Origin of the sequence: Streptomyces sp. NPDC006602, from assembly GCF_042870385.1 — a bacterium.
Lineage (GTDB): Bacteria > Actinomycetota > Actinomycetes > Streptomycetales > Streptomycetaceae > Streptomyces.
Map to the genome: position 1 here is coordinate 88,862 of NZ_JBIAHG010000009.1, position 20,817 is coordinate 109,678.

Consider the following 20,817-nt stretch of genomic DNA (forward strand, 5'->3'; position numbering starts at 1 on the left):
GGCCGGCACCATGGCGCAGGAAGTACGCGGCGTGATCGCACCGGGCAAGGACGAGCCGGTGCGGTTGGAGACGATCGTGGTGCCGGACCCCGGCCCCGGTGAGGCCGTGGTGCAGGTGCAGGCCTGCGGGGTCTGTCACACCGACCTGCACTACAAGCAGGGCGGCATCAGCGACGACTTCCCCTTCCTGCTGGGCCACGAGGCGGCGGGCGTCGTCGAGTCGGTCGGCGCGGGGGTGACCGACGTCGCCCCCGGCGACTTCGTGATCCTCAACTGGCGTGCGGTGTGCGGGCGGTGCCGCGCCTGTCTGCGCGGGAAGCCGTGGTACTGCTTCGACACCCACAACGCCGAGCAGAAGATGACCCTCGCCTCGACCGGCCAGGAACTCTCGCCCGCCCTGGGCATCGGCGCCTTCGCCGAGAAGACCCTGGTGGCGGCCGGCCAGTGCACCAAGGTGGACCCGTCGGTCTCGGCGCAGGTGGCGGGCCTGCTGGGCTGCGGCGTGATGGCCGGGATCGGTGCCGCGATCAACACCGGCCAGGTCGGCCGCGGGGACACGGTCGCCGTCATCGGCTGCGGTGGCGTCGGTGACGCGGCGATCGCCGGAGCGAACCTCGCGGGCGCGGCGAAGATCATCGCGGTCGACATCGACGACCGCAAGCTGGAGACGGCCCGCTCCATGGGCGCCACCCACACGGTCAACTCCCGCGAGACCGATCCGGTCGAGGCCATCCGTGAGCTGACCGGTGGGTTCGGCGCGGACGTGGTCATCGAGGCGGTCGGCCGCCCGGAGACGTACAAGCAGGCGTTCTACGCCCGCGACCTGGCCGGCACGGTGGTCCTGGTCGGTGTGCCCACCCCGGAGATGAAGCTCGAACTGCCGCTCCTCGACGTCTTCGGCCGCGGCGGCTCCCTGAAGTCCTCCTGGTACGGCGACTGCCTGCCCAGCCGGGACTTCCCCATGCTGATCGACCTGCACCTGCAAGGACGCCTGGATCTAGGCGCGTTCGTCACCGAGACGATCGAACTCACCGACGTGGAGAAGGCCTTCGAACGCATGCACCACGGCGACGTCCTGCGTTCGGTGGTGGTGCTCTGATGGCCCCGCGCGTCGAACGCCTCGTGACCTCCGGCCAGTTCAGCCTCGACGGCGGCACCTGGGACGTCGACAACAACGTGTGGATCGTCGGCGACGACCACGAGGCGATCGTCATCGACGCCGCCCACGACGCCGACGCCATCGCCGAGGCAGTCGGCGACCGCCGGCTGACCGCCATCGTGTGCACCCACGCCCACAACGACCACATCGACGCCGCGCCCGCGCTCGCCGAGCGCACCGGAGCCACCATCTGGCTCCACCAGGACGACCTGCCGCTGTGGAAGCAGACCCACCCGGACCGGGACCCCGACGCCTGGCTGCAGGACGGTCAGGTCATCGAGGCCGCCGGCGCCGACCTGCGCGTCCTGCACACCCCGGGGCACGCACCCGGCGCGGTCTGCCTGTACGGCCCGGGCCTCGCCACCGTCTTCACCGGCGACACCCTCTTCCAGGGCGGCCCCGGCGCCACCGGCCGCTCCTTCTCCCACTTCCCGACGATCATCGACTCGATCCGCGACCGCCTGCTGGCACTCCCGCCCGAGACGAAGGTCCTCACCGGTCACGGCGATCCGACGACGGTCGGCGCGGAGGCCCCGCACCTTCAGGAGTGGATCGCCCGTGGCCACTGACGAAGCCGCGGTGCCCGCCGACGAGGTCGTGCCCCTGCACGGTGTGGGCGTCCTGCGCTGCGCCCCCGACGGCCCGCCCCTGGACGGCGAGAACGCGGCCCTCGACCTCATCGGCGACGCGATGGGACGCGACGCGCAGATCGTCGCCGTCCCCACGGAGCGAGTGGCAGATGAGTTCTTCCGACTGCGGTCGGGGGTCGCGGGCGCGGTCATGCAGAAGTTCGTCAACTACCGGCTGCGCCTGGCCGTCGTGGGGGACGTCTCCCGGCATGTCGCCGGGAGCACCGCTCTTCGGGACTTCGTCCACGAGACGAACCAGGGCGGCCACATCTGGTTCCTGCCGGATTTCGAGGCACTGGACGAGAAACTGCGCACGGCCGGGTGACCCCACCCTGAAAGACGACAGAAGATGTCCGGCTTACCCGGCACCCTCGTAGCGAGACGGATCGCACGCACAGGGAAAAGGGAGGCCGGACATGCCGGAACAGCTCAAGGGCAGGATCGCACTGGTCGCCGGGGCGACCCGGGGAGCCGGGCGGGGCATCGCCGTGGAACTCGGGGCGGCCGGCGCCACGGTGTACGTCACCGGCCGCAGCACCCGGACCCACCGCTCCGAGTACGACCGCCCCGAGACCATCGAGGACACGGCCGACCTCGTCACCGAAGCCGGCGGCCACGGCATCGCCGTACCCACCGACCACCTCGACCCGGCACAGGTCCGCACACTCGTCGACCGCATCGCCGGCGAACAGGGCCGCCTCGACGTCCTCGTCAACGACGTCTGGGGCGGCGAGAAACTCTTCGCCTGGGACACCCCCCTCTGGGAGCACGACCTCGACAACGGCCTCAGGCTGCTGCGCCTCGCCGTCGAGACACACGCGATCACCAGCCACCACGCCCTGCCGCTGCTCCTGCGCCGACCCGGCGGACTGGTGGTCGAGATGACCGACGGCACCGCCGACTACAACCGCGACACCTACCGCAACAGCTTCTTCTACGACCTCGCCAAGGCGTCCGTCCTGCGCATGGCCTTCGCCCTCGGCCACGAACTCGGGCCGCTCGGCGCCACCGCCGTCGCCCTCACCCCCGGCTGGCTGCGGTCGGAGATGATGCTCGAGAACTTCGGTGTGCGCGAGGACAACTGGCGTGACGCTCTCGCACGCGTCCCCCACTTCGCGATCTCCGAGACACCCCGCTACGTGGGCCGCGCCGTGGCCGCCCTCGCCGCCGACCCCGACGTGGCGCGCTGGAACGGCCAGTCCCTCTCCAGCGGCGGGCTCGCCCAGGTGTACGACTTCACCGACCTGGACGGCAGCCGCCCGGACGCCTGGCGCTACCTCGTCGAGGTGCAGGACGCGGGCAAGCCGGCGGACGTCACCGGCTACCGCTGAAGTGTGGTGCCACCCGAAGGCAGCGGCCAGCGCGCCGAATGCCCCGGAGGCAGCGCCAGATCGTCCCGAACGGCCGCGTAGTAGCCCTCGCGTCCGGCGCGCTGCCGCTCCAGCAGGGCCTGCCACGCCCGCGGATCACGCGTCCCCTCGCGCAGGAACCGCTCCATCTCCATCACGGCCACCACCCATGTCCGGGCCCGCTCAACCACCTCGGGACTCCCCAGCAGGATCAGCGCCTCCCCGGACGGATCCCTGGCGAGCGTCGCCTCGGCCATCAGCGGTGCCGCCTCCTGCGGGGACAGCGGGTGCGGGTGCGGGTCGTTGCCGAGGTGGGCGGCGACCCGGTACGTCAGGGTGACGGACTTCTTCAACGTCCGTGCGTAGTCGGCGTACACGGAGAGCTTGCGCTCCTCCCAACGGGCCGCCTGCTCACGATGGAACCGGGCCCGGTCGCTGCGCACGACCGCGAAGTACGAGCCGAGCGCGCCGATCACGACACCGAACAGGGCGGGGAGCTGCTGCAAGAACGCGGACATGGCCGCACGGTACCTGCCGCGGAACTTAACCGTTCTGTCACAGCCCGACCGGCCCTACAACCGCCACCCCCGCACATCGGTCTAGCAGTCGAAGAAACGTCACACGCAGGGGAGATCCAGGCCATGGGGGACATACGCAGACGGGGAGCCGTCGCACTCGGGATCACCGGACTGGTGGTACCGCTCACGCTCGCGCTGGGCGCCGCGCCCGCGCAGGCCGCGAGCTGCACCACGCAGACCGGGCCCTATCAGAAGCAGGTGGAGAAGTTCCTCGGCCGGCCGGTCGACGGCAAACAGTCCGCCGCCGACTGCAAGGCCATCCAGGCCTTCCAGAACAAGCACGGCATCACGCCGAACGCCGGCTACGCGGGTCCGGTCACCTGGGGTGTGATGGACCTGATGAACAAGCAGAAGGCCGTCGGCACCAACCCCAACAAGGCCGGCAAGTGCCCCGTCAACAAGGGCCGCATCGCCTGCGTGAACCTGACCCTCCAGCTGAGCTGGATCCAGGACGGCAACAAGCTCGTCTACGGCCCCGTCCCGGTCCGCACCGGCCGCGACGGCTACGAGACCCGCACCGGTCTGAAGAAGATCTACTGGCGGGACATCGACCACGTCTCCAGCATCTACGACGTGCCGATGCCCTACAGCCAGTTCTTCGACGGCGGCCAGGCCTTCCACTCGGTCGGCCTCAGCATGTGGAACCCGCCCGGTTCGCACGGCTGCGTCAACATGACGACGACCACCGCCAAGAAGTACTGGTCGCTGCTGAAGAAGGGCGACGACGTCTTCGTGTACGGCCGCAAGCCGGGCACCTGAGGCAGCACAGGCACCCGGCCGGCACGGGACGCTCAGGCCCCCGGCGCGTCCCCGAAGTCCGGGATGTCCAGCCTGGCCCCGCCCTGCCGCGCGGAGTCGTGCGCGACGATGCCCGGCAGGGTGTAGCGGGCGGCCACCCACGCGTTCACCGACGGCAGCGTCCGCGTGTTCACGGCGGTCACGAAGTCGTCCACCAGGAAGTGGTGGCTGCCCTCGTGACCGTTGTGGAGGTTGTCGAACTCCCGCGGCAGCCGCGCCCGGTCGTGCACCGGCGCCGATCCCGAGGTGAAGGCGGCCCGCAGGTCCGGCGCGATGTGCTGGAGCGAGGGGTCGTCGGGGGACATGGTGGGCTTGGGCTCCAGCAGTTCGCTGATGTCCTTGACCCCCTTCTTGTCCTGCCACAGGGCCACCGTGGCGAGCTGCTCCATGCTTGCCTCCGTACCGAAGAACCTGAAGCGGGACTCCCTTATGTGGGAGGGATAGCCGACCCGCCGGAACTCGTTGGTACGGAACGACCCGCCGCCCGCCACCTCGAACAGCGCGGTCGCGTTGGAGACGTCGTTGCCGAACTGGCTGACCTCCTTGTCGAAGACTCCGTCCCCGCGCTCGTCGACCACTCCGATCGCCGACACGCTCACCGCGTGCGTCTGCCAGGCGCCCAGCACCCCGCCGACCGCGTGTGTCGGGTACAGCAGCGGGGGATAGCTGGCGGTCGCCTTCCAGTCGTCCCCACCGCTGTACTGGTACGCCTCGTAGAACCCCAGATCCATGTCGTGGACGTAGTCGCCCTCGGCGTAGAAGATCCGTCCGAAGGCGCCCTCGGCGATCTGGTTGCGGGCGTGCACGGTCGCCGGGTTGTACTGGCTGGTCTCACCCATCATGTAGGTCAGCCCGGTCGCCTTGACCGCGTCGATGATCGCGGCGATCTCCGCGGCGGTGATCGCCATCGGGACCGCGGAGTACACGTGCTTGCCGGCGCTGAGGCCCTTGACCACCAGGGGTCCGTGCGTCCAGCGCTGGGTGAAGATCGCGACCGCGTCGACGGCCTTCGACTCCAGCATGGCCTCGTACGAGGGGAAGGTGCCGGTGAGGCCTTCGGCGGCGGCGAGCTGCTCGGCCCGTTCGGGGAGCAGGTCGGTGACGTAGACGTCGCGGACGCCGGGATGGGCCAGGAACAGCTTGGCGAACTGGCCCGAGAACTGTCCGGCGCCGACGATGCCGAGGGAGAACGTCATGGATGGCGTGCCCTTCAATGGTCGATTGTCTGGTCGATTCACTGGTCGAGAATCAGGTTGATCTGGTCGTTGGTCTGGTCGAGGCTGCTCACCGGCTTGCCGTTGCCGAAGATGTCCTGCATGGCGGGGTGCATCAGCGCGAACATGTCCGCCGAGTAGTTGGTGATCGGGAAGGAGAAGGTGGTGAAGTCCTTCTTGTCGGCGACCGGCTTCGTGAAGGCCGTGACGTCGATGCCCTTCTTCTTGTAAGCGGCCACCGCGGCCTTCGTGCCGTCGGTCGTGGCCGGGAAGACGATGCCGTAGCCGCCCACGGTCTTCTGGCACGCGTCGGACGACAGGTACTTCACCCACTTCAAGGCGCCCTGCTTGTTGCCGGCGTTCTTGGTGACGGAGTCGGCGAGGCCGTTCATCATGGTGGCGCGCTTGCCGGTGGGGCCCACGGGGGTGAAGGCGGTGCCCACCTTCAGGCCCTTGACGCCGTAGTACGTCGAGATCATCCAGGCACCGTCGAAGGCCGTGGCCGCCTTGCCCCCGGCCACCTGCGCGTTCGCCGGGTTGGCGCCCGCGCTGTAGTCGGTGAGGGGGGCCAGGTAGCCCTTCTTCGCCAGACCGAAGTACCACTTGGCGACGGACTGGAAGGTCTTGCTGTCGTACTGGTACTTCGTGCCCCACCGCTTTTTGTCGGTGTAGTTCCAGCCCGCCGAGGCGGCGAAGTTGCTCCATGTCGTCTGGCCGTCGCCGTCCCCGGCGCCGCCCGTCGCGAGGCCGTACACCTTGACATGGTGCCTGTCGAAGCCCGGTTCGTCACCGCGCTTGCCGTTCCTGTCGACGGTGAGATGGGCGATGGCCTTCTCGAAGGTGCCGCCGTCCTTCGGGTTCCAGGAGAGGGTGTTCAGCTCCTGAGCGGTGAGCCCGGCGGCGTCGGCCATCTTCTGGTTGTAGAAGAGGGCGACGGTGTCCCAGTCCTTGGGAGCGCCGTAGCGGTGCCCGTCCTGGCCGGTCCAGTTGGCGGCGAGTCCGGACTGGTAGTCGGACGCGTCGATGCCCAGGTCGTCGAGCGGCTCCAGCACCTTCAGATCGGCGAACTGGCCGAACTTCTGGATGTGGTCGGTGAACACGTCGGGTTCGGTGCCCGCGATGAAGCTCGCGGTGAGCTTGGTCCAGTAGTCGTCCCAGCCCAGCTGCGTGATCTTGACGTTCAGTCCCGGGTTCTCCCGCTCGAAGCCCTTCGCGCAGGCCTGGTAGGCGGGCAGCTGGTTGGCGTCCCACAGCCAGTACGACACCGTGTGCGCGGACGATCCCGCGCCGCCTCCCTTCGCGCAGCCGGCTGTCAGGGTCAGCGCCAGCGCTCCGGTCAACGCCACGACGGTACGAATTCGCATGCCCGTCCCCTTACTTGATTCCGGTGAAGCTGATGGAACTGACGATGCGGCGCGCGAAGATGCCGAAGAGCACGACCATGGGCAGCGCGGCGATGAGCGTGGCCGCCATCAGGCCGGACCAGTCGTAGCCGGTCTGCGGCGTCTGCGCGCGGAAGATGGCCAGCGCCACGGTGAGCACGCGCGAGCTGTCGCTGTAGGACACCATCAGCGGCCAGAAGTAGTCGTTCCAGGAGGTGATGTACGTCAGGACGCCCAGCGTGAGGACGGGGGTGGACGCCATCGGCAGCATGACCCGGAAGAAGATCCGGATCTTTCCGGCGCCGTCGAGCAGGGCCGCCTCCTCGACCTCGCGGGGCACGTTCATGAAGAACTGCCGCAGGAAGAACACCGCGAAGGGCGTCATGAACATCGTCGGCAGCGAGATGCCCAACAGGGTGTCCACCAGGCCGAGTTGTTTGATGAGCACGAAGTTCGGGAGCAGGGTGAAGATCGCGGGCACCATCAGCCCGGCGAGGAACAGCCCGAACATCTTGTCCCGCCCGCGCCACCTGAGGCGCGCGAAGGCGTACGCGGCCATGGCGGAGAAGAAGATCTGGCAGACGGTGATCAGGGTGGACACGATCACCGAGTTGATCAGGTAGCGCCAGAACTTCAGACCGCCGCCCGCACCGCCCTGGGCTATCGCCTCCTTGGTGGACTGCAGCCCCAGGGCCCGTTCGAAGCCGCCGGACGTCAGGTCCACGGGCAGGGGATCGCCGGGGTGCGCGGCGAGCGCGGTGTTGGTGGACAGCGCGGTGCGCAGGATCCAGTAGAACGGCAACAGGGTGATGAGCACGATCGCGGCCATCACCGCCCAGGCCATGATCCGGCCGAAGGAAGGCCGGCGCCTCGTGGTGGGCCGTACGGTCGTCGTGGTTGCCACGGCAGCCATGTCGGTGTCTCCTTCCCCGTCAGCCGAGGTCGGTCTGGCCGGCGCGGGTGAGCCGGTACTGGACGAAGGTGATCGCGCTGAGCACGACCAGCAGGGCGACGGACATCGCCGAGGCGTAGCCGAACTGGAAGCGACCGAAGGCGGCGCCGTAGATGTAGTACTGGAGCACGTTGGTGGCGTTCGCCGGTCCGCCCAGGGTCGTCACGGCGACCGTGTCGAACACCTGGAACGAACCGATCACCGTCATGATCAACACCACCGCGAGGACCGGCCGCAGCAGCGGCATCGTGATCCGCCAGAACATCCGCCACTCGCTCGCGCCGTCCACCTTGGCGGCCTCGTACATGTCGTTAGGGATGGCCTGGAGTCCGGCGAACAGCAGCAGCGCGGTGTAGCCGACGTGCCGCCACACATTGATCAGAGCGATGGTCGGGATCGCCCAGGTGTCGTCCGCGAGGAAGGGGATGCGGTCGAAGCCGAGCCCCGAGATGATCTCGTTGCCGATGCCGAGCTGGGTGTCCAGGATCCAGCGCCAGACGATGCCGGCGACGACGTTCGCCATCAGGTACGGCGTGAGCACGATCCCGCGCAGCACCGCCGACTGCGTCAGCCGCTGGAGCAGTACGGCGATGGCGAGCGCCGAGACCGTCTGCACCCCGATGTTGATCAGTACGTATTCGACGGTGACCTTGAGCGAGTCCCAGAAGATCGGGTCGTTCACCATGCGCACGTAGTTGTCGAGGCCCACCCACTCGGGCGGTGTGAGCAGGTTGTAGCGCGTGAAGCTCAGGTAGATGCCCCGCAGCGTCGGCCACAGCAGGAAGACCAGGAAACCCAGCAGGGCCGGCGCGATGAACACCGCGGCCAGCCGCCCGTCGCCCCCACGTTCGTCGACCTGGGCCCGGCCCGTCCTCGGCTTGGTTCGGGCCCCCTCGGCGCTGCCCAGTGGCAGACGCGACGGGGGGCTGCTGGAGGCGATGGTCATCGGGAGACTCCCTTGTCCGCGGCGGCTCGTCCTCGGGCACTTACTTTTGTAGCGAAAGAATCCTCGCGTCAAGTGGCGTGCAAGCATCTATTTCAGACGGTGGAAGTGCCGTAGAGTGGCCATGTTGTTTTCATGGCAAAAAAAATCATGTGGGAGTCTGACCTTCATGAGAGAAGTTGCCGCCAGCTGGCATCCCCTGAGCTCAGGCGAACGTTCCGTGGCGATCGAGGTGCTCGTCCACGGCCCGCTGTCACGCACCGAGCTGGCCCGCCGGCTGAACCTCTCCGCGGGAAGCCTCACCCGGCTGACCAAACCGCTGATCGAGTCCGGCCTGCTGATCGAGGTCCCCGAGGCGGGCACCACTGCGGCGGAGGTCCGTCAGGGCCGCCCCTCGCAGCCGCTGGACGTCGTCGCCGAGTCCCGCTCCTTCCTCGGCTTCAAGATCACCGAGGACATGGTCTACGGCGTCGTCACCACCCTCCGCAGCGACATCGTCGCCCGCCACGACCGACCGCTCACCACCCACGACCCCGCCCAGGTCGCCGACCTGCTGGCCGAGATGACCGGCGAGCTCGCCCGTGTCCACCCCCGGATCGCGGGCGTCGGCATCGGGGTCGGTGGCCTGGTCCAGGACCGGGCCGTGGTGGGGGAGTCCCCGTTCCTGCACTGGCGCGAGGTCCCGCTGGCCGAGCTCGTCGAGGAGCGCACCGGCCTGCCCGTGGTCGTCGAGAACGACGTCGCCGCCCTCGTCGAGGCCGAGACCTGGTTCGGCGCCGGGCGAGGCCTCGACCGGTTCGTCGTCCTCACCATCGGCGCCGGCATCGGCTACGGCCTCGTCCTGGGCGGCAGGCGCGTGCCGTACGCGGAGGAGGACCGCGGCTTCGGCCGGCACTGGATCGTGAACCCCGACGGCCCTCTCACCCCCGACGGTGAACGCGGCAGCGCCGTCTCCCTGCTGGCCATCCCCAACATCCGCTACCAGGTGCGCGCCGCCACCGGCCGCGACCACACCTACGAGGAGATCCTCGCCCTCGCCGCCGCCCGGGAGCCCATGCCCGCCCGCGTCATCGACGAGGCCGCGCGTGCCCTGGGCACCCTGGTCGCCCAGATCGCCAACTTCGCCATGCCCCAGAAGATCCTGCTCGCCGGCGAGGGCGTCGGACTGATGGACGTGGCCGGCAAGACCGTCGAGGACACCATCCGTGCCCACCGGCACCCGCTGGCCGCCCCGATCGACCTGGAGACCAAGGTGTCCGACTTTCACGACTGGGCGCGCGGCGCGGCCGTGCTGGCGATCCAGGTGCTGGTGCTGGGAGCGGGCGAAGAGTGAAGTAGGCCACGGGGATTGACAGATGGACGTGATCAGCAACACGGTCCGGAATGTCCATTTAGCTCACCATTACTCACATGGCCTTCACGTCCGGAGCCGTATGCTTCACATCATGTCCACCAGTGTTGAACCCGCTACCGAACGATCGGCTGACGAGGTCAACGAGGAGATCAGGGCCCTGTGGCTCCGGTCGGGCGGGACGCTGAACGGCGAGCAGCGCGAGGAGTACAGGCGGCTCGTTCTGGAGTGGGCCGCCGCGGCCCCGCAGTCGGCGGAAGCGGCCTGAGCGCGCTCCTCGAAGACCCCGCTGTCCCTCGTGAGTACCGCCATCCCTTCATGAATCCCGCCTCTCCCGTCATCACTTCGTGAATCCCTCCGTCACCTCCTGAGCCCGGCCGCCCCGGCATCCCGGCTCAGCCCGTCAGGAATCATGGCGCGGCCCAGGGGCACCCCCGACAGGATGGGCCCCTTCCTGGCACTGGCTTCGGCCGTCTGCTACGGCATCGTCGTCCCCCAGCTCTCGGCTTCGCTCGAGCCGGGAGGTGCCCCCATCGCCGGCGGACTGCTGTCCCGGCGTGCCCACTTCGCCGCCGTCACCTTCCTCGGCCAGCTCGGCGGACTGCTCCTCGCCCTCGCGGCCGCCCTCCTCCTGCCCGCCGACAGCGTCCGGTCGGCGGATCTCCTGTGGGGTGCGCTGTCCGGCGTCGGCAGCGGCACCGCCATGCACTTCCTCAACCGCGGGCTGAGCCACGGCGCGATGAGCGTCGTGGTGCCGGTGAGCGCGGTCACGGGGGTCGCGCTGTCCGTGCTGTGCGGGGTGCTCCTCGGCGACCGGCCGACGCCCCTGGCCTGGGTGGGCATCGCCGTGACGGCGCCCGCGCTCTGGCTCGTAGCTGGGGGCGGCACGGACGGTGGCGCAAGAGCGTCGGACGGCCTGCTCGCCAGCGCGGGCGTCGCCGTGCAGTACATCGCGCTCGCCCAGGCGGACGCGTCGAGCGGGCTGTGGCCGGTGGCCGCGGGACGGCTCGCCGCCGTACTCGTCCTGCTGCCCGGTGCGGTACAGCACGCCGGGCGCCTGCGGATGCCGCCGACGCGATGCGCCCAGGCGCTGCTGATCGGAGCGGGAGCCGCCCTCGGGCTCGTCCTGTATCTGCTCGCCGCGCAGCGGCAGTTGCTCGCCGTCGCCGTGGTGCTCGCCTCCCTCTATCCGGCCCTCCCGGTCATCCTCGGACTCGCCCTGCTGCACGAGAAGGTCACCCGGAGACAGACGGCCGGTCTGCTCGGGGCAGCCGCGGCCACGGCGTTGCTGACCCTCGGGTGAGGGCCGGCCGGTCATCCCCAGGTCGCCGAGTAGTAGCGCCGATACGCCTTGCGGTCCTGCTCCGCCCGGATGTACCGGGTGGCCACCAGCGCGATCAGGCTGCCCGCGATGACCAGTAACCCGGGACCGACGTTCCTGCGGTCGGTGAGCCGGGACAGCAGCGGCTCGCCCGCCGTGCCGCCCGCCACCGGGGCCGACGCCCCCGGCGTGGCCGCACCAGGAGCGATCGCGCTCTGCGTCGCCGAGGCCGACGGCGCCTGCGAGGGCGTCGCGCCCGCGGCCGGGGCCGACACGAGCAACTGGACGTCGAGGTCGGTCAGCGCCTTCGTGATGGGCTGGAAGAACGTCGTACCGCCCGCCTGGCAGTCTCCGCTGCCGCCCGAGGTCACGCCGAGCGCGACCCCCTCGGAGAACAACGGCCCCCCGCTGTCGCCCGGTTCGGCGCACACGTTCGTCTCGATCAGTCCGGTGACCGTTCCTTCGGGGTAGTTCACCGTCGCGTTGAGCGCCGTGACCTGACCGTCGCGCAACCCGCTCGTACTGCCGCTGCGGAACACCCGCTGCCCGACGGACGGATCGGCGGCGCCCGTGATCTGAACGCCCTTGCCGTCCCCGATGGCCACGACGGCGGCACCGTCGCCGGCCTTCCCGTTCGCGTACTGCACGAGGGAGAAGTCGTTGCCCGGGAAGCTCTGTGTGACCGTCTTGCCGACCTGCTTCGTGCCCCCGGTGTCCGAGAACCAGACGGAGCCGGTGGGCCCGCAGTGCCCGGCGGTGAGGATGAAGTCGCGTTGTCCGTCGGTCACGTTGAAGCCGGCCGAACAGCGTCCGGCGGTCGACAGGATGGGCAGGGCGCCGTTGAGCCGGGGCGTGAACATGCCCTCGGCGCGTTCCATGCGGACGAACGTGCCGATGCCGCCCGCGACCTGCGTCATCCGGGACCAGTCGTCGGCCGAGACGGTACTGTCCCCGCGTACGACGACCTGGTTGGTCCGGTAGTCCATGGCCCACGCCGTGCCGGTCACCCGGGGCGCCGAACGCAGCGTCGAGGTCGCCGATTTGAGCTCGTTCATGCTGTGCGACACGACCTTCGCCTCGGCGCCCGCCCGCCGGACCTCGGCGGCTGCCTCCTGGTCGGTGACCGCGACGACCGGCCGGCCGTCGTCACCGATCCAGGTGCCCGCGGTACGGGAGCTGCCGAGCCGCGAGACGAGATCTGCCCCGGTGTCGGTGGCCTTCTGGGCGTACGTGCGTGGGAGGGCGGAGGCGTCGGGTGGCTCGCTCGCCATGGCCCGTGTGACCATCGTGCCTCCCAGGAGGAGGCCACCGACGGCCGCCAGCCGTGTCACTCGCCGGACGACCCGTCGTCGTGCGTGCCTCATGCATGGCTCCCGAACCCGAACACGCGGTGTGAACACCGCGGGGCACTCCCGTCGTTGAGCGCCCACCATCCATACGTGGCCGGGGACCGGCATGTTCACGGCACAGGTGATCTCTCCGAATCCGCCGAGGCCGGCCCCCCGGCCCGACCGGCGCCTCGACGGGCGTCAACCGGTGTCGGCGGGCGTCATCCCGCGGACCGGACGCCGGAGTCCACCGGTGTGCCGCCCGGCGTCGGCCGGAGCCGCGCCCAGCTGGGGGCGTCGCCCCATACGGACGCCGTGTCGACGTAGGGGCGCAGCAGTGCGGTGAGGACGGGATCGCCGCGTCGGTTCAGTTCGTCGGAGGCGATACTGCGGGCGATACCTGCGAGGAAGTCGGCGCACTGCACCCGCGGATCCTCCCGCGCGACCACCAGCCGAAACCCTTCGAGGCCGGCCCCGGCCTGCCGGGCCGTCTCCTCGATCCACGCGATGCGCTCCTCGGTCAGCATGTTCTGACGATCGTGCACCAGCCGGACGGGCCGGCCGTCCCCGCTCCAGTGGGCGGCCGTGGCGACGACGGCGGGTAGCAGGGGGTTGAGCAGCGGGATCAGGGTGGGGCCGCCGGTGACGACCTCCCGGTAGGAGTCGGCGCGGGACCGGGCCGCCGCGAGACGATCGAGGATGCCCGCCACGGGCGTTCGGGAATGTGCGCGCCGCAAATCGTCCACGGTCCGGAAGAAGGCGTCGGCGGGTTCCTGCGGCCGGCCGTCGTTCCTGACGCGCAGCAGTTGGTTGGCCGCCGCCAGGAACGCGCGCCACCGCTCGGTCCCGAAGGTCCGCGGCCCCTCCCGGAACAGCGTGACGGCCTCTACCGACGAGTCGCCGTCGTGGTCGTGGCCGCCGTTACCGTCGCCGAGCAGCAGGCCGACGGCCCGGTCCACGATGAAGAACGCCTTCTCGGTGAGGTGCACGTGGGCTTGCCCGTGGAGCGGGCCGGCGGGCGCGAGCAGCCACTCCAGTACGGCCCGGTGCTTCTCCCGCAGCAGATGGTTCGCCTTGTACTCCTCGGCGGGGGAGCGGATCCGGTCCCGTATCTCCTGCACATGCGCGGCGGCGGACTCCACGGACAGCCGCACACTCGCGTGCGCGAACACGTCGGTGTTCCCGCCGGTGAGGTTCTCGCCGTCCGACCCCGACTCGTCGCAGGCCACCTCCACGACGCCGCCCCCGCCGACGGACACCGGACGCGCTCCCCGCACCCCGTCCTCCCGATTCCAGGTCACACCACGGCCCCCTATCTTTTGCCTCATGACCAGGATCCCGCACGACACGTCCGGTGAACCGAATCCCCTGCGGGCACTCACCCTGGACCGCCTCCGACGTCGTACGAGCATGAAATGGCGCACCTACCCCGACGACGTCCTTCCGCTCTGGGTCGCCGAGATGCCGCGGATCGCTTCGTGCGGTGCCCCGCACTCCCGCCGCAGGTGTGCGGCTGCCTAGACTGCGAGCCATGGACGACACGCGGCTGGAGCGGCTCGGTGCGGGCAAATATCTGCTGCTCACCAGCTATCGCAAGAACGGCACCCCGGTCGCGACCCCGGTGTGGGTGGTCCGCGACGGCGACACCCTCGGCGCGTGGACGGCCGCCGATTCAGGGAAGGTGAAGCGGATCCGGGCGCGCGGTGACGTCCTGGTCGGCCCCTGCGACCTGCGCGGCAACCCGACCGGCGAACAGGTGCCCGCGACCGGCGAGATCACCGACGCGCAGACCACCGCCCGCTACCGCAGGCTCATCGCCCGCAAGTACGGCATCGTCGGCCGCCTCAGCCTCTTCGGCAGCCGACTGCGCCGGGGCCTGGACGGGACCGTCGGAATCCGCGTGACGTTGTGACGTACGGGGCACGGGCCGGGCGGTCCGTGCCCCGTACGTGAGCGGCTACCGAGTTTCATCGGCAGTGCATCGGCGTTCACGCCGGTGGTGAAGCCGATCTCGTGACTGTGGGGCGGAGCGCCACGGTGGCGTTCCGGCGGAGCCGGACGCTGCGGCCCCAGGGTGAGACAGGGAACGGATGTTCCCGGCGACATCGAGTGCCGCTTGTTCGTACGATCGCCGAATGCAGCTTCGGTACGCCTTCCGGTTGTACCCGGAGCCCGGTCAACGCGCCGCGTTGACGGGCGTTCGGGTGTGCCCGTGTCGTGTTCAACGACGCGGTGCGCGTCGCCCGTGAGGATGCCCGCGCGGCCCGGCGGCCCTACCCCAAGGCTGCCATCCTGTCCCAGCAGTTGATCACCCACGCCAAGAACACCCCCGAACGTTCCTGGCTGGGCGAGGTCTCGTCAGTCGTCCTGCAGCAGGCGTTGCGGGATGCGGAGGCCGCGTACCGGAACTTCTTCGCCTCGCTGAAGGGCGAGCGCAAGGGGAAGCGGGTGGGTGCGCCGCGTTTCAGGTCGCGCAAGGATTCCCGGCAGGCGATCCGGTTCACCACGAACGCCCGCTGGAAGATCACCGAGGGTGGGCGGCTGTCGCTGCCGAAGATCGGCGACGTGAAGGTGAAGTGGTCGCGGGTACTGCCCGCCGTGCCGTCCAGTGTCACGGTCATCCTTGACTCGGCCGGCCGGTACTTCGCCAGCTTCGTCATCGACACCGACCCCGACACCGATCGGGCCCCCTGGACGGAGCCGCACCCCGAGGCCGCCATCGGCATCGACCTGGGGCTGACCCACTTCACGGTCCTCTCCGACGGCACGAAGATCGACAGCCCGCGGTTTTTGCGCCGCGCGGAGAAGAAACTGAAGAAAGCCCAGCGGGAACTCTCCCGCAAACAGAAGGGATCAAGGAACAGAGCCAAGGCCCGGCAGAAGGTCGCCCGCGCCCACGCGGGCGTGGCCGATGCGCGCAAGGAGTTCCATCACCAGCTCTCCACGAAGTTGATCCGCGAGAACCAAGCGGTCGCGGTGGAGGACCTGGCAGTGGCGGGACTGGCGCGCACGAGACTGGCCAAAAGCGTGCACGACGCGGGCTGGTCCCAGTTCGTGACCATGCTCGAATACAAGGCGCAGCGGTACGGACGGACCTTCGTGAAGGTCGGCCGGTTCGAGCCCACCAGCCAGAGGTGCTCGACCTGCGGCCACCGGGACGGGCCCAAACCTCTGGCCGTGCGGGAATGGACCTGCCGCGCCTGTGGCACCGTCCACGACCGGGACCACAACGCCGCGATCAACGTGAAACAGGCCGCCGGACTGGCGGTATCGGCCTGCGGAGCGCCGGTAAGACCAGAACCTGTTCTGGCACAGCGCGAAGAAACAGGAAGCCACGGAATCCCTGCCGGTTGCCGTGCCGCGTAGCGGCACAGCAACCGGTGGGGACGGCCAGAATCCTCGGGCTTCAGCCCGAGGAGCATGTCAAGACGCGTCCAGCACCGTCCCCGTCAGCACCGGGCGGTCGGGAAGCGGCTCGGCGTCGAAGTCGGTCAGCGCGAGGCGCATGGACTCGGTCGGCTCGGCCACCTGGTCCCGTACGGTCCGCACGTCGAAGTCGATGCGGGTGCTCCCGGCCGGGATGCCCATCCACACCCACAGGTTGGCCTCGGACAGCGGGCGCTCCGGGTCGGGCGAGTCACCGGAGTAGTCCAGGAGCCACTGCGGGTCCACGTCCTTGGTGGACAACTCGGCGCCCTCGGAGACCGCGAGCACCCGCACCGGCTGCCAGATCTCCACGTCGGCGGGCTCGGTCAGGGACATCCTCCAGGTCAGCGTCTCCCCTTCGGTCACCCGGTCCGCGACCGGCGCAAGAGTGATCACGGGCTCGGGGTCGTCGTTCTGCGCGGTGACCCCGCCCCGGTGCGAGCCGACCACCGCGTCGCGCACCGCCTTCACGGCGATGTCGTGCTGCACGTCGTAGGAGAAGCGCGTGTCGCCCTTCACCTCGACCGGTATGTCGATGGCGTTGCTGCCGGGCCGTACCGTCACCAGTTCGTCCGTGCCGAGGCCGGTGTCGGGATCAAGGACGTAGACGCGGACCTGGCCACTGCCGCGCCCGGAGATCTCGACCGGGACCCGGTAGGTGCGGGTGCCGGAGTCGCCCTCCTTGACGATCGTGCGGCCGACGTCGACACGCGGCAGCGCCGCCGCCCGCACCGCCGGGGTGCCGGGGGCCCAGCCCCAGGCGTCCATCAGCCAGGCCTGCCCCGACTGTGAACGGGGCGTCAGCTCAAGGGACTTGACGTGCTTGAGGTCGAGTCCGGCCCGGGCGGCGGCGGCCAGCGGGACGCGGACCTCGCGCGCCCAGTACGAGGCGGTGCGGTCGCTGCCCGGCAGACCGTCCACCTGGACCCGGCCGAGCGTGACCCGGCGTCCGGCGGCGTCGGTGACGGAGACGTCGAGCTTCGTGCCGGTCGTGTTCGGCGGCACGAAGACCCGCAGCGCCAGCTCCTTGTCACCGGCGAGCGAGAGCGGTGCGGCCGGGCGGACGCGGGCCGCCGTACCCGGCGCCGACCACTTCAGTGCGACCGCGCGGCGGCCGGTCTCCCGCTCTGTCTCCCACACGGCGAAGTGCGGCGAGGACCCGGCGGCCTCGGGGTCCAGGCAGGCGACGGCCGGGTCCGGGTCGATCGCCGAGCACAGCTTGGCGCCGGTCACCCGCACCGGGCCGTCCGGCAGGAATCCGGCGTTCCGGCGTGCGCCGACCGCGTGGGTCAGGACCCGGGCGGGGTCGGCGGAGGGGGCCCGCTTGCCGGAGCCGTCGAGCAGCGGACGCACGCGGTCGTCCCCGGCGACGAACAGGCGGGCCGCGGCGGCGATGTAGGTGGCGCCGGCCCGATGCTGCTGGTCGGCGGTCAGCCGGGTCGGGGCGGCCGTCGCCGAGCACACCGGGTCCGGCTGTTCCTCGGCGTCCCCGAAGTCGTCCCAGGCGGGTGCCTCGGCCTGGCCCGGGGTCCACTCGCTGTTGAAGTAGTTGTGGTTGGCGCCGACCACGTAGACGGCGCTGTGCAGCGCGCTGCCCCGGCCGGTGCCGCGCGTCCCGTCGACGTACACCTCGCCCTGGAGGTCGGACACGTCGCCGTCGCAGCCCGGCAGGATCGTCGCCGACGGCACGTCGGCGACCGGATTCTGGCCGAAGATGGTCGGTCCGATGAGCACGGTGCCGCGCACCTTCCAGCGCACCGGGCCCCGGTAGCCGTCCTGGGCGGCGGGCGGCGGGTAGAGGCTGTCCATGGCGGCCCGGTTCACGCCCTCCCCGCCACGCGAGTGGCCGACGAGCAGGACGCGGGAGAGGTCCGCCTTCGGCGCCCCGCGTACGACGGCCGGGGCGCCGGCCGGACGAGCGGCCCAGTCGGCCCAGCGGGCCAGGTGCTGCCGCACCAGCGAGGAGCGCGCCTGCGCGCCGGCGTCCTCGGCGTCCCAGTCCTGGCCGTTGATGCCGTTCGCCGAGATCGACACCGTCACATAGCCCTGGGAGGCGAGGAGCTTCTGGTCACGCAGGTAGCCCTGGTGGCTGGGGATCGGCTTCGTGCCGGCCGGGCAGGGCCACTCGCCGGTCACGTAGTCCTCGGCGCCCGGCTTGTAGCAGGTGGAGTGGCGGCCGTGCAGGAACAGCGCGAGCGGGCGACTGCCGGTGGCGCCCTGCGGGGCCACTACTTCGGCACGCATCTCGACCGGGACGGGGAACCCGGGCAGTTTCACCGGGTCGAGGTCGTACGCGCCGGTGACCGTGCGGTACGAGCCGGGCTTCCCGGGGTCGACACCGCCCGCCGGCAGCGGGGCCTGCGGCTGCCCGGCGGCAGGGGACTCCCGCTCGCGGGGCCGGCCGGGCTGGTCGGTCGCCGCCGCATCCAACCGGCGCCCGCCGGAGAGCACTTGAAGACCGGTCAGTTGCTCCGAGCGGGCTTCTTCGAGGTCCAGCCGGAACGTCCGGCCGTCCTTCCCGGCCTTCGGCACCCCGAGCAGCCGGCCCTCGGCATGGAACTCGACGCGCGCGTCCCCCATGGGCACGGGCTTCGGTGCCCACCAGACCAGCTCACGCGCGGCGCCCTCCCCGGCCAGCCGCCAGCCCGGTGGCAGTGCGCTGTCGGCGTTCGCGCTCAACCGCCCAGCCTCTGGAGGCTGTTGGGCCTGTGCCAGTCCGGGCGATCCCGCCAGGGCCGCCAGTACCGCCACGGCGGTCACACATATTCGCCGGGCACGGATCAATGGTTCCCCTCCTCAACAACCAAGCGCAGGCGCCTCGTTGGTCCCGAGCACCTCTCGCGTCCCAAAGGACGGGGGGCAGGGGGCTGTGGGTTGTCTGTGATGCGGAAATGACCGCGGCCGAGCGATGCGATCAAGCCAGTGGGAGGGGGCGGACCAGGGAAGGACTAGTCGGGACCGCCCAGGGGGAAGCGCTTTCCATGAGCCGAACCGCCCACCACCGCGCGGCCGTCGTCGGTACCGGCCACCGCGCCCAGATGTTCACCCGGGCCCTCGCCGCACGCCCCGACCACCGCGTCGCCGCCCTCTGCGACCCCAGCCCGACCCGGATGGCCTTCCACAACCGGCTGCTCACCGAGGCCGGCGAACCCGCCGCCACCCAGTGGGAACCCGACCACTTCGCCGACCTGCTCGCCAAGGAGGACATCGACGAGGTCGTCGTCACCACCGTCGACGCCGCACACGACCGCTACATCGTCCCGGCCCTCAAGGCCGGCTGCCGGGTGATCACCGAGAAACCGATGACCGTCGACGCCGAACGCTGCGCCCGCATCCTCGACACCGTCCGGGAAACCGGCAACACCCTGACCGTCGCCTTCAACTACCGCTTCAACCCCGTCCACGAGAAGGTCCGCGCCCTGCTCGCCGACGGTGCGATCGGCGAGGTGCTGTCCGTGCACTTCGAGTGGCTGCTCGACGTGCGGCACGGCGCGGACTACTTCCGCCGCTGGCACCGGGAGAAACGGAACAGCGGCGGGCTCATGGTGCACAAGTCGAGCCACCACTTCGACCTGGTCAACTGGTGGCTCGCCGACCAGCCGCACGAGGTCTTCGGCTACGGACGGCTCGGCTTCTACGGCCGCGAGGCGGGGGAACGCCACGGACTGCGCCGCGACTACGTCCGCGCCCACGGCGCCGCCCCCGCCGCCGACGACCCCTTCGCCCTGGACCTCGGCGCCGACGACACCCTGCGCGCCCTCTACCTGGACGCCGAGCAGGACGACGGTTACCTCCGTGACCGCAACGTCTTCGACGGCCCCGTCACCATCGAGGACGACATGGCGCTCCTCGTCCGCTACGCCCGCGGCGCGACCATGACGTACCACCTGACCGCCTACTCCCCGTGGGAGGGCTATCGGGTCATGTTCAACGGCAGCGCGGGCCGCCTGGAACTCGAGGTGGAGGAGAGCCGCTGGCAGCCGCCCCGGATCCGGGTCACCTCCGGCAGCGGCGCGCTGCACGGCGACACGGCCGCCGAGCACGCGGGCGGGGCGAGGCTCACCCTGCGCCCGCTGTGGGAGCCTCCGGTCGACATCCCGCTCGACACCGAGCACGAGGCCCACGGCGGGGGTGACCCGCGCATGCTCGACGCGCTGTTCGGGAGCGCGGATGCGGGGACGGCGCCTGCCGACCCCGGGGCCGAGGGGCATCCGACGGCCACCGAACGGGACGGGGCTCTCGCGCTGGCGGTCGGGCTGGCCGCCAACCGGTGCTTCGAGACGGGGCGGCCCGTGGGGGTGCGGGAGCTGGTGCCCGGGGTGGGGGAGCGGTGAGGCTTGTGAGGCGGAAGCGGTATGGCGTCTGTCCGGCCGCCGGCCTGGGACGA

At 70.5% G+C, this 20,817-nt stretch carries 18 protein-coding genes and 2 pseudogenes; 12 read left to right on the forward strand and 8 right to left on the reverse strand.

Going from position 1 to position 20,817, the window contains the following annotated elements:
• The first annotated feature begins 10 nt into the window (after positions 1-10).
• The 4 genes from ACFYO2_RS23430 (at position 11) to ACFYO2_RS23445 (ending at position 3,119) form a co-directional block, all read left to right on the forward strand.
• Positions 11-1,099, forward strand: coding sequence for an S-(hydroxymethyl)mycothiol dehydrogenase (locus tag ACFYO2_RS23430; RefSeq protein ID WP_388352216.1), 1,089 nt, complete (start codon positions 11-13; stop codon positions 1,097-1,099).
• Complete coding sequence (locus tag ACFYO2_RS23435) at positions 1,099-1,728, forward strand: MBL fold metallo-hydrolase (RefSeq protein ID WP_388352219.1); 630 nt, start codon at positions 1,099-1,101, stop codon at positions 1,726-1,728. The genes ACFYO2_RS23430 and ACFYO2_RS23435 overlap by 1 nt, the downstream gene beginning before the upstream one ends.
• A 10-nt stretch (positions 1,729-1,738) precedes the next feature.
• On the forward strand, positions 1,739-2,113 hold the full coding sequence (locus tag ACFYO2_RS23440) for a DUF4180 domain-containing protein (protein WP_388352778.1): 375 nt from the start codon (positions 1,739-1,741) through the stop codon (positions 2,111-2,113).
• A gap of 91 nt (positions 2,114-2,204) precedes the next feature.
• Positions 2,205-3,119 (forward strand): SDR family oxidoreductase, encoded by a 915-nt coding sequence (locus ACFYO2_RS23445; protein WP_388352222.1) that lies wholly within the window; start codon positions 2,205-2,207, stop codon positions 3,117-3,119.
• Here ACFYO2_RS23445 and ACFYO2_RS23450 read toward each other — a convergent pair.
• The gene (locus ACFYO2_RS23450; protein WP_388352225.1) at positions 3,110-3,655 is read right to left on the reverse strand and encodes a hypothetical protein; all 546 of its coding nucleotides are present in this window, start codon (positions 3,653-3,655) and stop codon (positions 3,110-3,112) included. The genes ACFYO2_RS23445 and ACFYO2_RS23450 overlap by 10 nt on opposite strands.
• Before the next feature lie 123 nt (positions 3,656-3,778).
• On the opposite strand from ACFYO2_RS23450, the gene ACFYO2_RS23455 reads away from it, so the two are divergent.
• Positions 3,779-4,474, forward strand: a complete 696-nt coding sequence (locus ACFYO2_RS23455; RefSeq protein WP_388352227.1) for a L,D-transpeptidase family protein — start codon at positions 3,779-3,781, stop codon at positions 4,472-4,474.
• Between the two features lie 32 nt (positions 4,475-4,506).
• Here the strand turns inward: ACFYO2_RS23455 and ACFYO2_RS23460 are convergent, their stop codons facing one another.
• The 4 genes from ACFYO2_RS23460 to ACFYO2_RS23475 are packed head-to-tail and all read right to left on the reverse strand — an operon-like array spanning position 4,507 to position 9,007.
• Positions 4,507-5,709, reverse strand: a complete 1,203-nt coding sequence (locus ACFYO2_RS23460) for a Gfo/Idh/MocA family protein (RefSeq protein ID WP_388352230.1) — start codon at positions 5,707-5,709, stop codon at positions 4,507-4,509.
• 38 nt (positions 5,710-5,747) lie between these two features.
• A complete protein-coding gene (locus tag ACFYO2_RS23465) occupies positions 5,748-7,091 on the reverse strand; it encodes an ABC transporter substrate-binding protein (RefSeq protein WP_388352234.1) in 1,344 nt (447 codons plus the stop codon).
• A 10-nt stretch (positions 7,092-7,101) separates the two neighbouring features.
• Complete coding sequence (locus ACFYO2_RS23470; RefSeq protein ID WP_388352236.1) at positions 7,102-8,022, reverse strand: carbohydrate ABC transporter permease; 921 nt, start codon at positions 8,020-8,022, stop codon at positions 7,102-7,104.
• Between the two features lie 19 nt (positions 8,023-8,041).
• Positions 8,042-9,007, reverse strand: coding sequence for a carbohydrate ABC transporter permease (locus ACFYO2_RS23475; RefSeq protein ID WP_388352239.1), 966 nt, complete (start codon positions 9,005-9,007; stop codon positions 8,042-8,044).
• A gap of 166 nt (positions 9,008-9,173) precedes the next feature.
• Here ACFYO2_RS23475 and ACFYO2_RS23480 point away from each other — a divergent pair, with 166 nt between their 5' ends.
• The 3 genes from ACFYO2_RS23480 (at position 9,174) to ACFYO2_RS23490 (ending at position 11,658) form a co-directional block, all read left to right on the forward strand.
• Positions 9,174-10,337, forward strand: a complete 1,164-nt coding sequence (locus tag ACFYO2_RS23480) for an ROK family protein (protein ID WP_388352242.1) — start codon at positions 9,174-9,176, stop codon at positions 10,335-10,337.
• 100 nt (positions 10,338-10,437) lie between these two features.
• Entirely contained in the window at positions 10,438-10,623 is a 186-nt protein-coding gene (locus ACFYO2_RS23485) for a hypothetical protein (RefSeq protein ID WP_388352244.1), read from the forward strand.
• 144 nt (positions 10,624-10,767) lie between these two features.
• Positions 10,768-11,658: an EamA family transporter gene (locus tag ACFYO2_RS23490; protein ID WP_388352247.1), complete on the forward strand. Its 891-nt coding sequence runs from the start codon at positions 10,768-10,770 to the stop codon at positions 11,656-11,658.
• A gap of 11 nt (positions 11,659-11,669) precedes the next feature.
• Here ACFYO2_RS23490 and ACFYO2_RS23495 read toward each other — a convergent pair whose 3' ends face one another.
• Positions 11,670-13,040, reverse strand: a complete 1,371-nt coding sequence (locus ACFYO2_RS23495; RefSeq protein ID WP_388352250.1) for a S1 family peptidase — start codon at positions 13,038-13,040, stop codon at positions 11,670-11,672.
• Positions 13,041-13,225: 185 nt separating this feature from the next.
• Entirely contained in the window at positions 13,226-14,305 is a 1,080-nt protein-coding gene (locus ACFYO2_RS23500; RefSeq protein ID WP_388352253.1) for a hypothetical protein, read from the reverse strand.
• Positions 14,306-14,330: 25 nt separating this feature from the next.
• On the opposite strand from ACFYO2_RS23500, the pseudogene ACFYO2_RS23505 reads away from it, so the two are divergent.
• The 3 genes and pseudogenes from ACFYO2_RS23505 to ACFYO2_RS23515 form a co-directional block, all read left to right on the forward strand.
• Positions 14,331-14,468, forward strand: a pseudogene (locus ACFYO2_RS23505) (pyridoxal phosphate-dependent aminotransferase); the annotation flags it as partial.
• Between the two features lie 67 nt (positions 14,469-14,535).
• Positions 14,536-14,916 (forward strand): PPOX class F420-dependent oxidoreductase, encoded by a 381-nt coding sequence (locus ACFYO2_RS23510; protein WP_388352256.1) that lies wholly within the window; start codon positions 14,536-14,538, stop codon positions 14,914-14,916.
• 223 nt (positions 14,917-15,139) lie between these two features.
• Positions 15,140-16,370 (forward strand): annotated as a pseudogene (locus ACFYO2_RS23515) (RNA-guided endonuclease InsQ/TnpB family protein).
• Positions 16,371-16,427: 57 nt separating this feature from the next.
• On the opposite strand, the gene ACFYO2_RS23520 reads toward ACFYO2_RS23515, so the two are convergent.
• Positions 16,428-19,214: a hypothetical protein gene (locus ACFYO2_RS23520; RefSeq protein ID WP_388352259.1), complete on the reverse strand. Its 2,787-nt coding sequence runs from the start codon at positions 19,212-19,214 to the stop codon at positions 16,428-16,430.
• Between the two features lie 197 nt (positions 19,215-19,411).
• Here ACFYO2_RS23520 and ACFYO2_RS23525 point away from each other — a divergent pair, with 197 nt between their 5' ends.
• Entirely contained in the window at positions 19,412-20,764 is a 1,353-nt protein-coding gene (locus ACFYO2_RS23525; RefSeq protein WP_388352263.1) for a Gfo/Idh/MocA family protein, read from the forward strand.
• Positions 20,765-20,817 lie beyond the last annotated feature (53 nt).

What these genes read in the sequence shown, in the direction of transcription:
- ACFYO2_RS23430 (WP_388352216.1), top strand. Translation starts at nt 11, where the DNA reads ATGGCGCAGGAAGTACGCGGCGTGATCGCACCGGGCAAGGACGAGCCG.
- ACFYO2_RS23435 (WP_388352219.1), top strand. Translation starts at nt 1,099, where the DNA reads ATGGCCCCGCGCGTCGAACGCCTCGTGACCTCCGGCCAGTTCAGCCTC.
- ACFYO2_RS23445 (WP_388352222.1), top strand. Translation starts at nt 2,205, where the DNA reads ATGCCGGAACAGCTCAAGGGCAGGATCGCACTGGTCGCCGGGGCGACC.
- ACFYO2_RS23450 (WP_388352225.1), bottom strand. Translation starts at nt 3,655, where the DNA reads ATGTCCGCGTTCTTGCAGCAGCTCCCCGCCCTGTTCGGTGTCGTGATC.
- ACFYO2_RS23455 (WP_388352227.1), top strand. Translation starts at nt 3,779, where the DNA reads ATGGGGGACATACGCAGACGGGGAGCCGTCGCACTCGGGATCACCGGA.
- ACFYO2_RS23460 (WP_388352230.1), bottom strand. Translation starts at nt 5,709, where the DNA reads ATGACGTTCTCCCTCGGCATCGTCGGCGCCGGACAGTTCTCGGGCCAG.
- ACFYO2_RS23465 (WP_388352234.1), bottom strand. Translation starts at nt 7,091, where the DNA reads ATGCGAATTCGTACCGTCGTGGCGTTGACCGGAGCGCTGGCGCTGACC.
- ACFYO2_RS23470 (WP_388352236.1), bottom strand. Translation starts at nt 8,022, where the DNA reads ATGGCTGCCGTGGCAACCACGACGACCGTACGGCCCACCACGAGGCGC.
- ACFYO2_RS23475 (WP_388352239.1), bottom strand. Translation starts at nt 9,007, where the DNA reads ATGACCATCGCCTCCAGCAGCCCCCCGTCGCGTCTGCCACTGGGCAGC.
- ACFYO2_RS23480 (WP_388352242.1), top strand. Translation starts at nt 9,174, where the DNA reads ATGAGAGAAGTTGCCGCCAGCTGGCATCCCCTGAGCTCAGGCGAACGT.
- ACFYO2_RS23485 (WP_388352244.1), top strand. Translation starts at nt 10,438, where the DNA reads ATGCTTCACATCATGTCCACCAGTGTTGAACCCGCTACCGAACGATCG.
- ACFYO2_RS23490 (WP_388352247.1), top strand. Translation starts at nt 10,768, where the DNA reads ATGGCGCGGCCCAGGGGCACCCCCGACAGGATGGGCCCCTTCCTGGCA.
- ACFYO2_RS23495 (WP_388352250.1), bottom strand. Translation starts at nt 13,040, where the DNA reads ATGAGGCACGCACGACGACGGGTCGTCCGGCGAGTGACACGGCTGGCG.
- ACFYO2_RS23510 (WP_388352256.1), top strand. Translation starts at nt 14,536, where the DNA reads ATGGACGACACGCGGCTGGAGCGGCTCGGTGCGGGCAAATATCTGCTG.
- ACFYO2_RS23525 (WP_388352263.1), top strand. Translation starts at nt 19,412, where the DNA reads ATGAGCCGAACCGCCCACCACCGCGCGGCCGTCGTCGGTACCGGCCAC.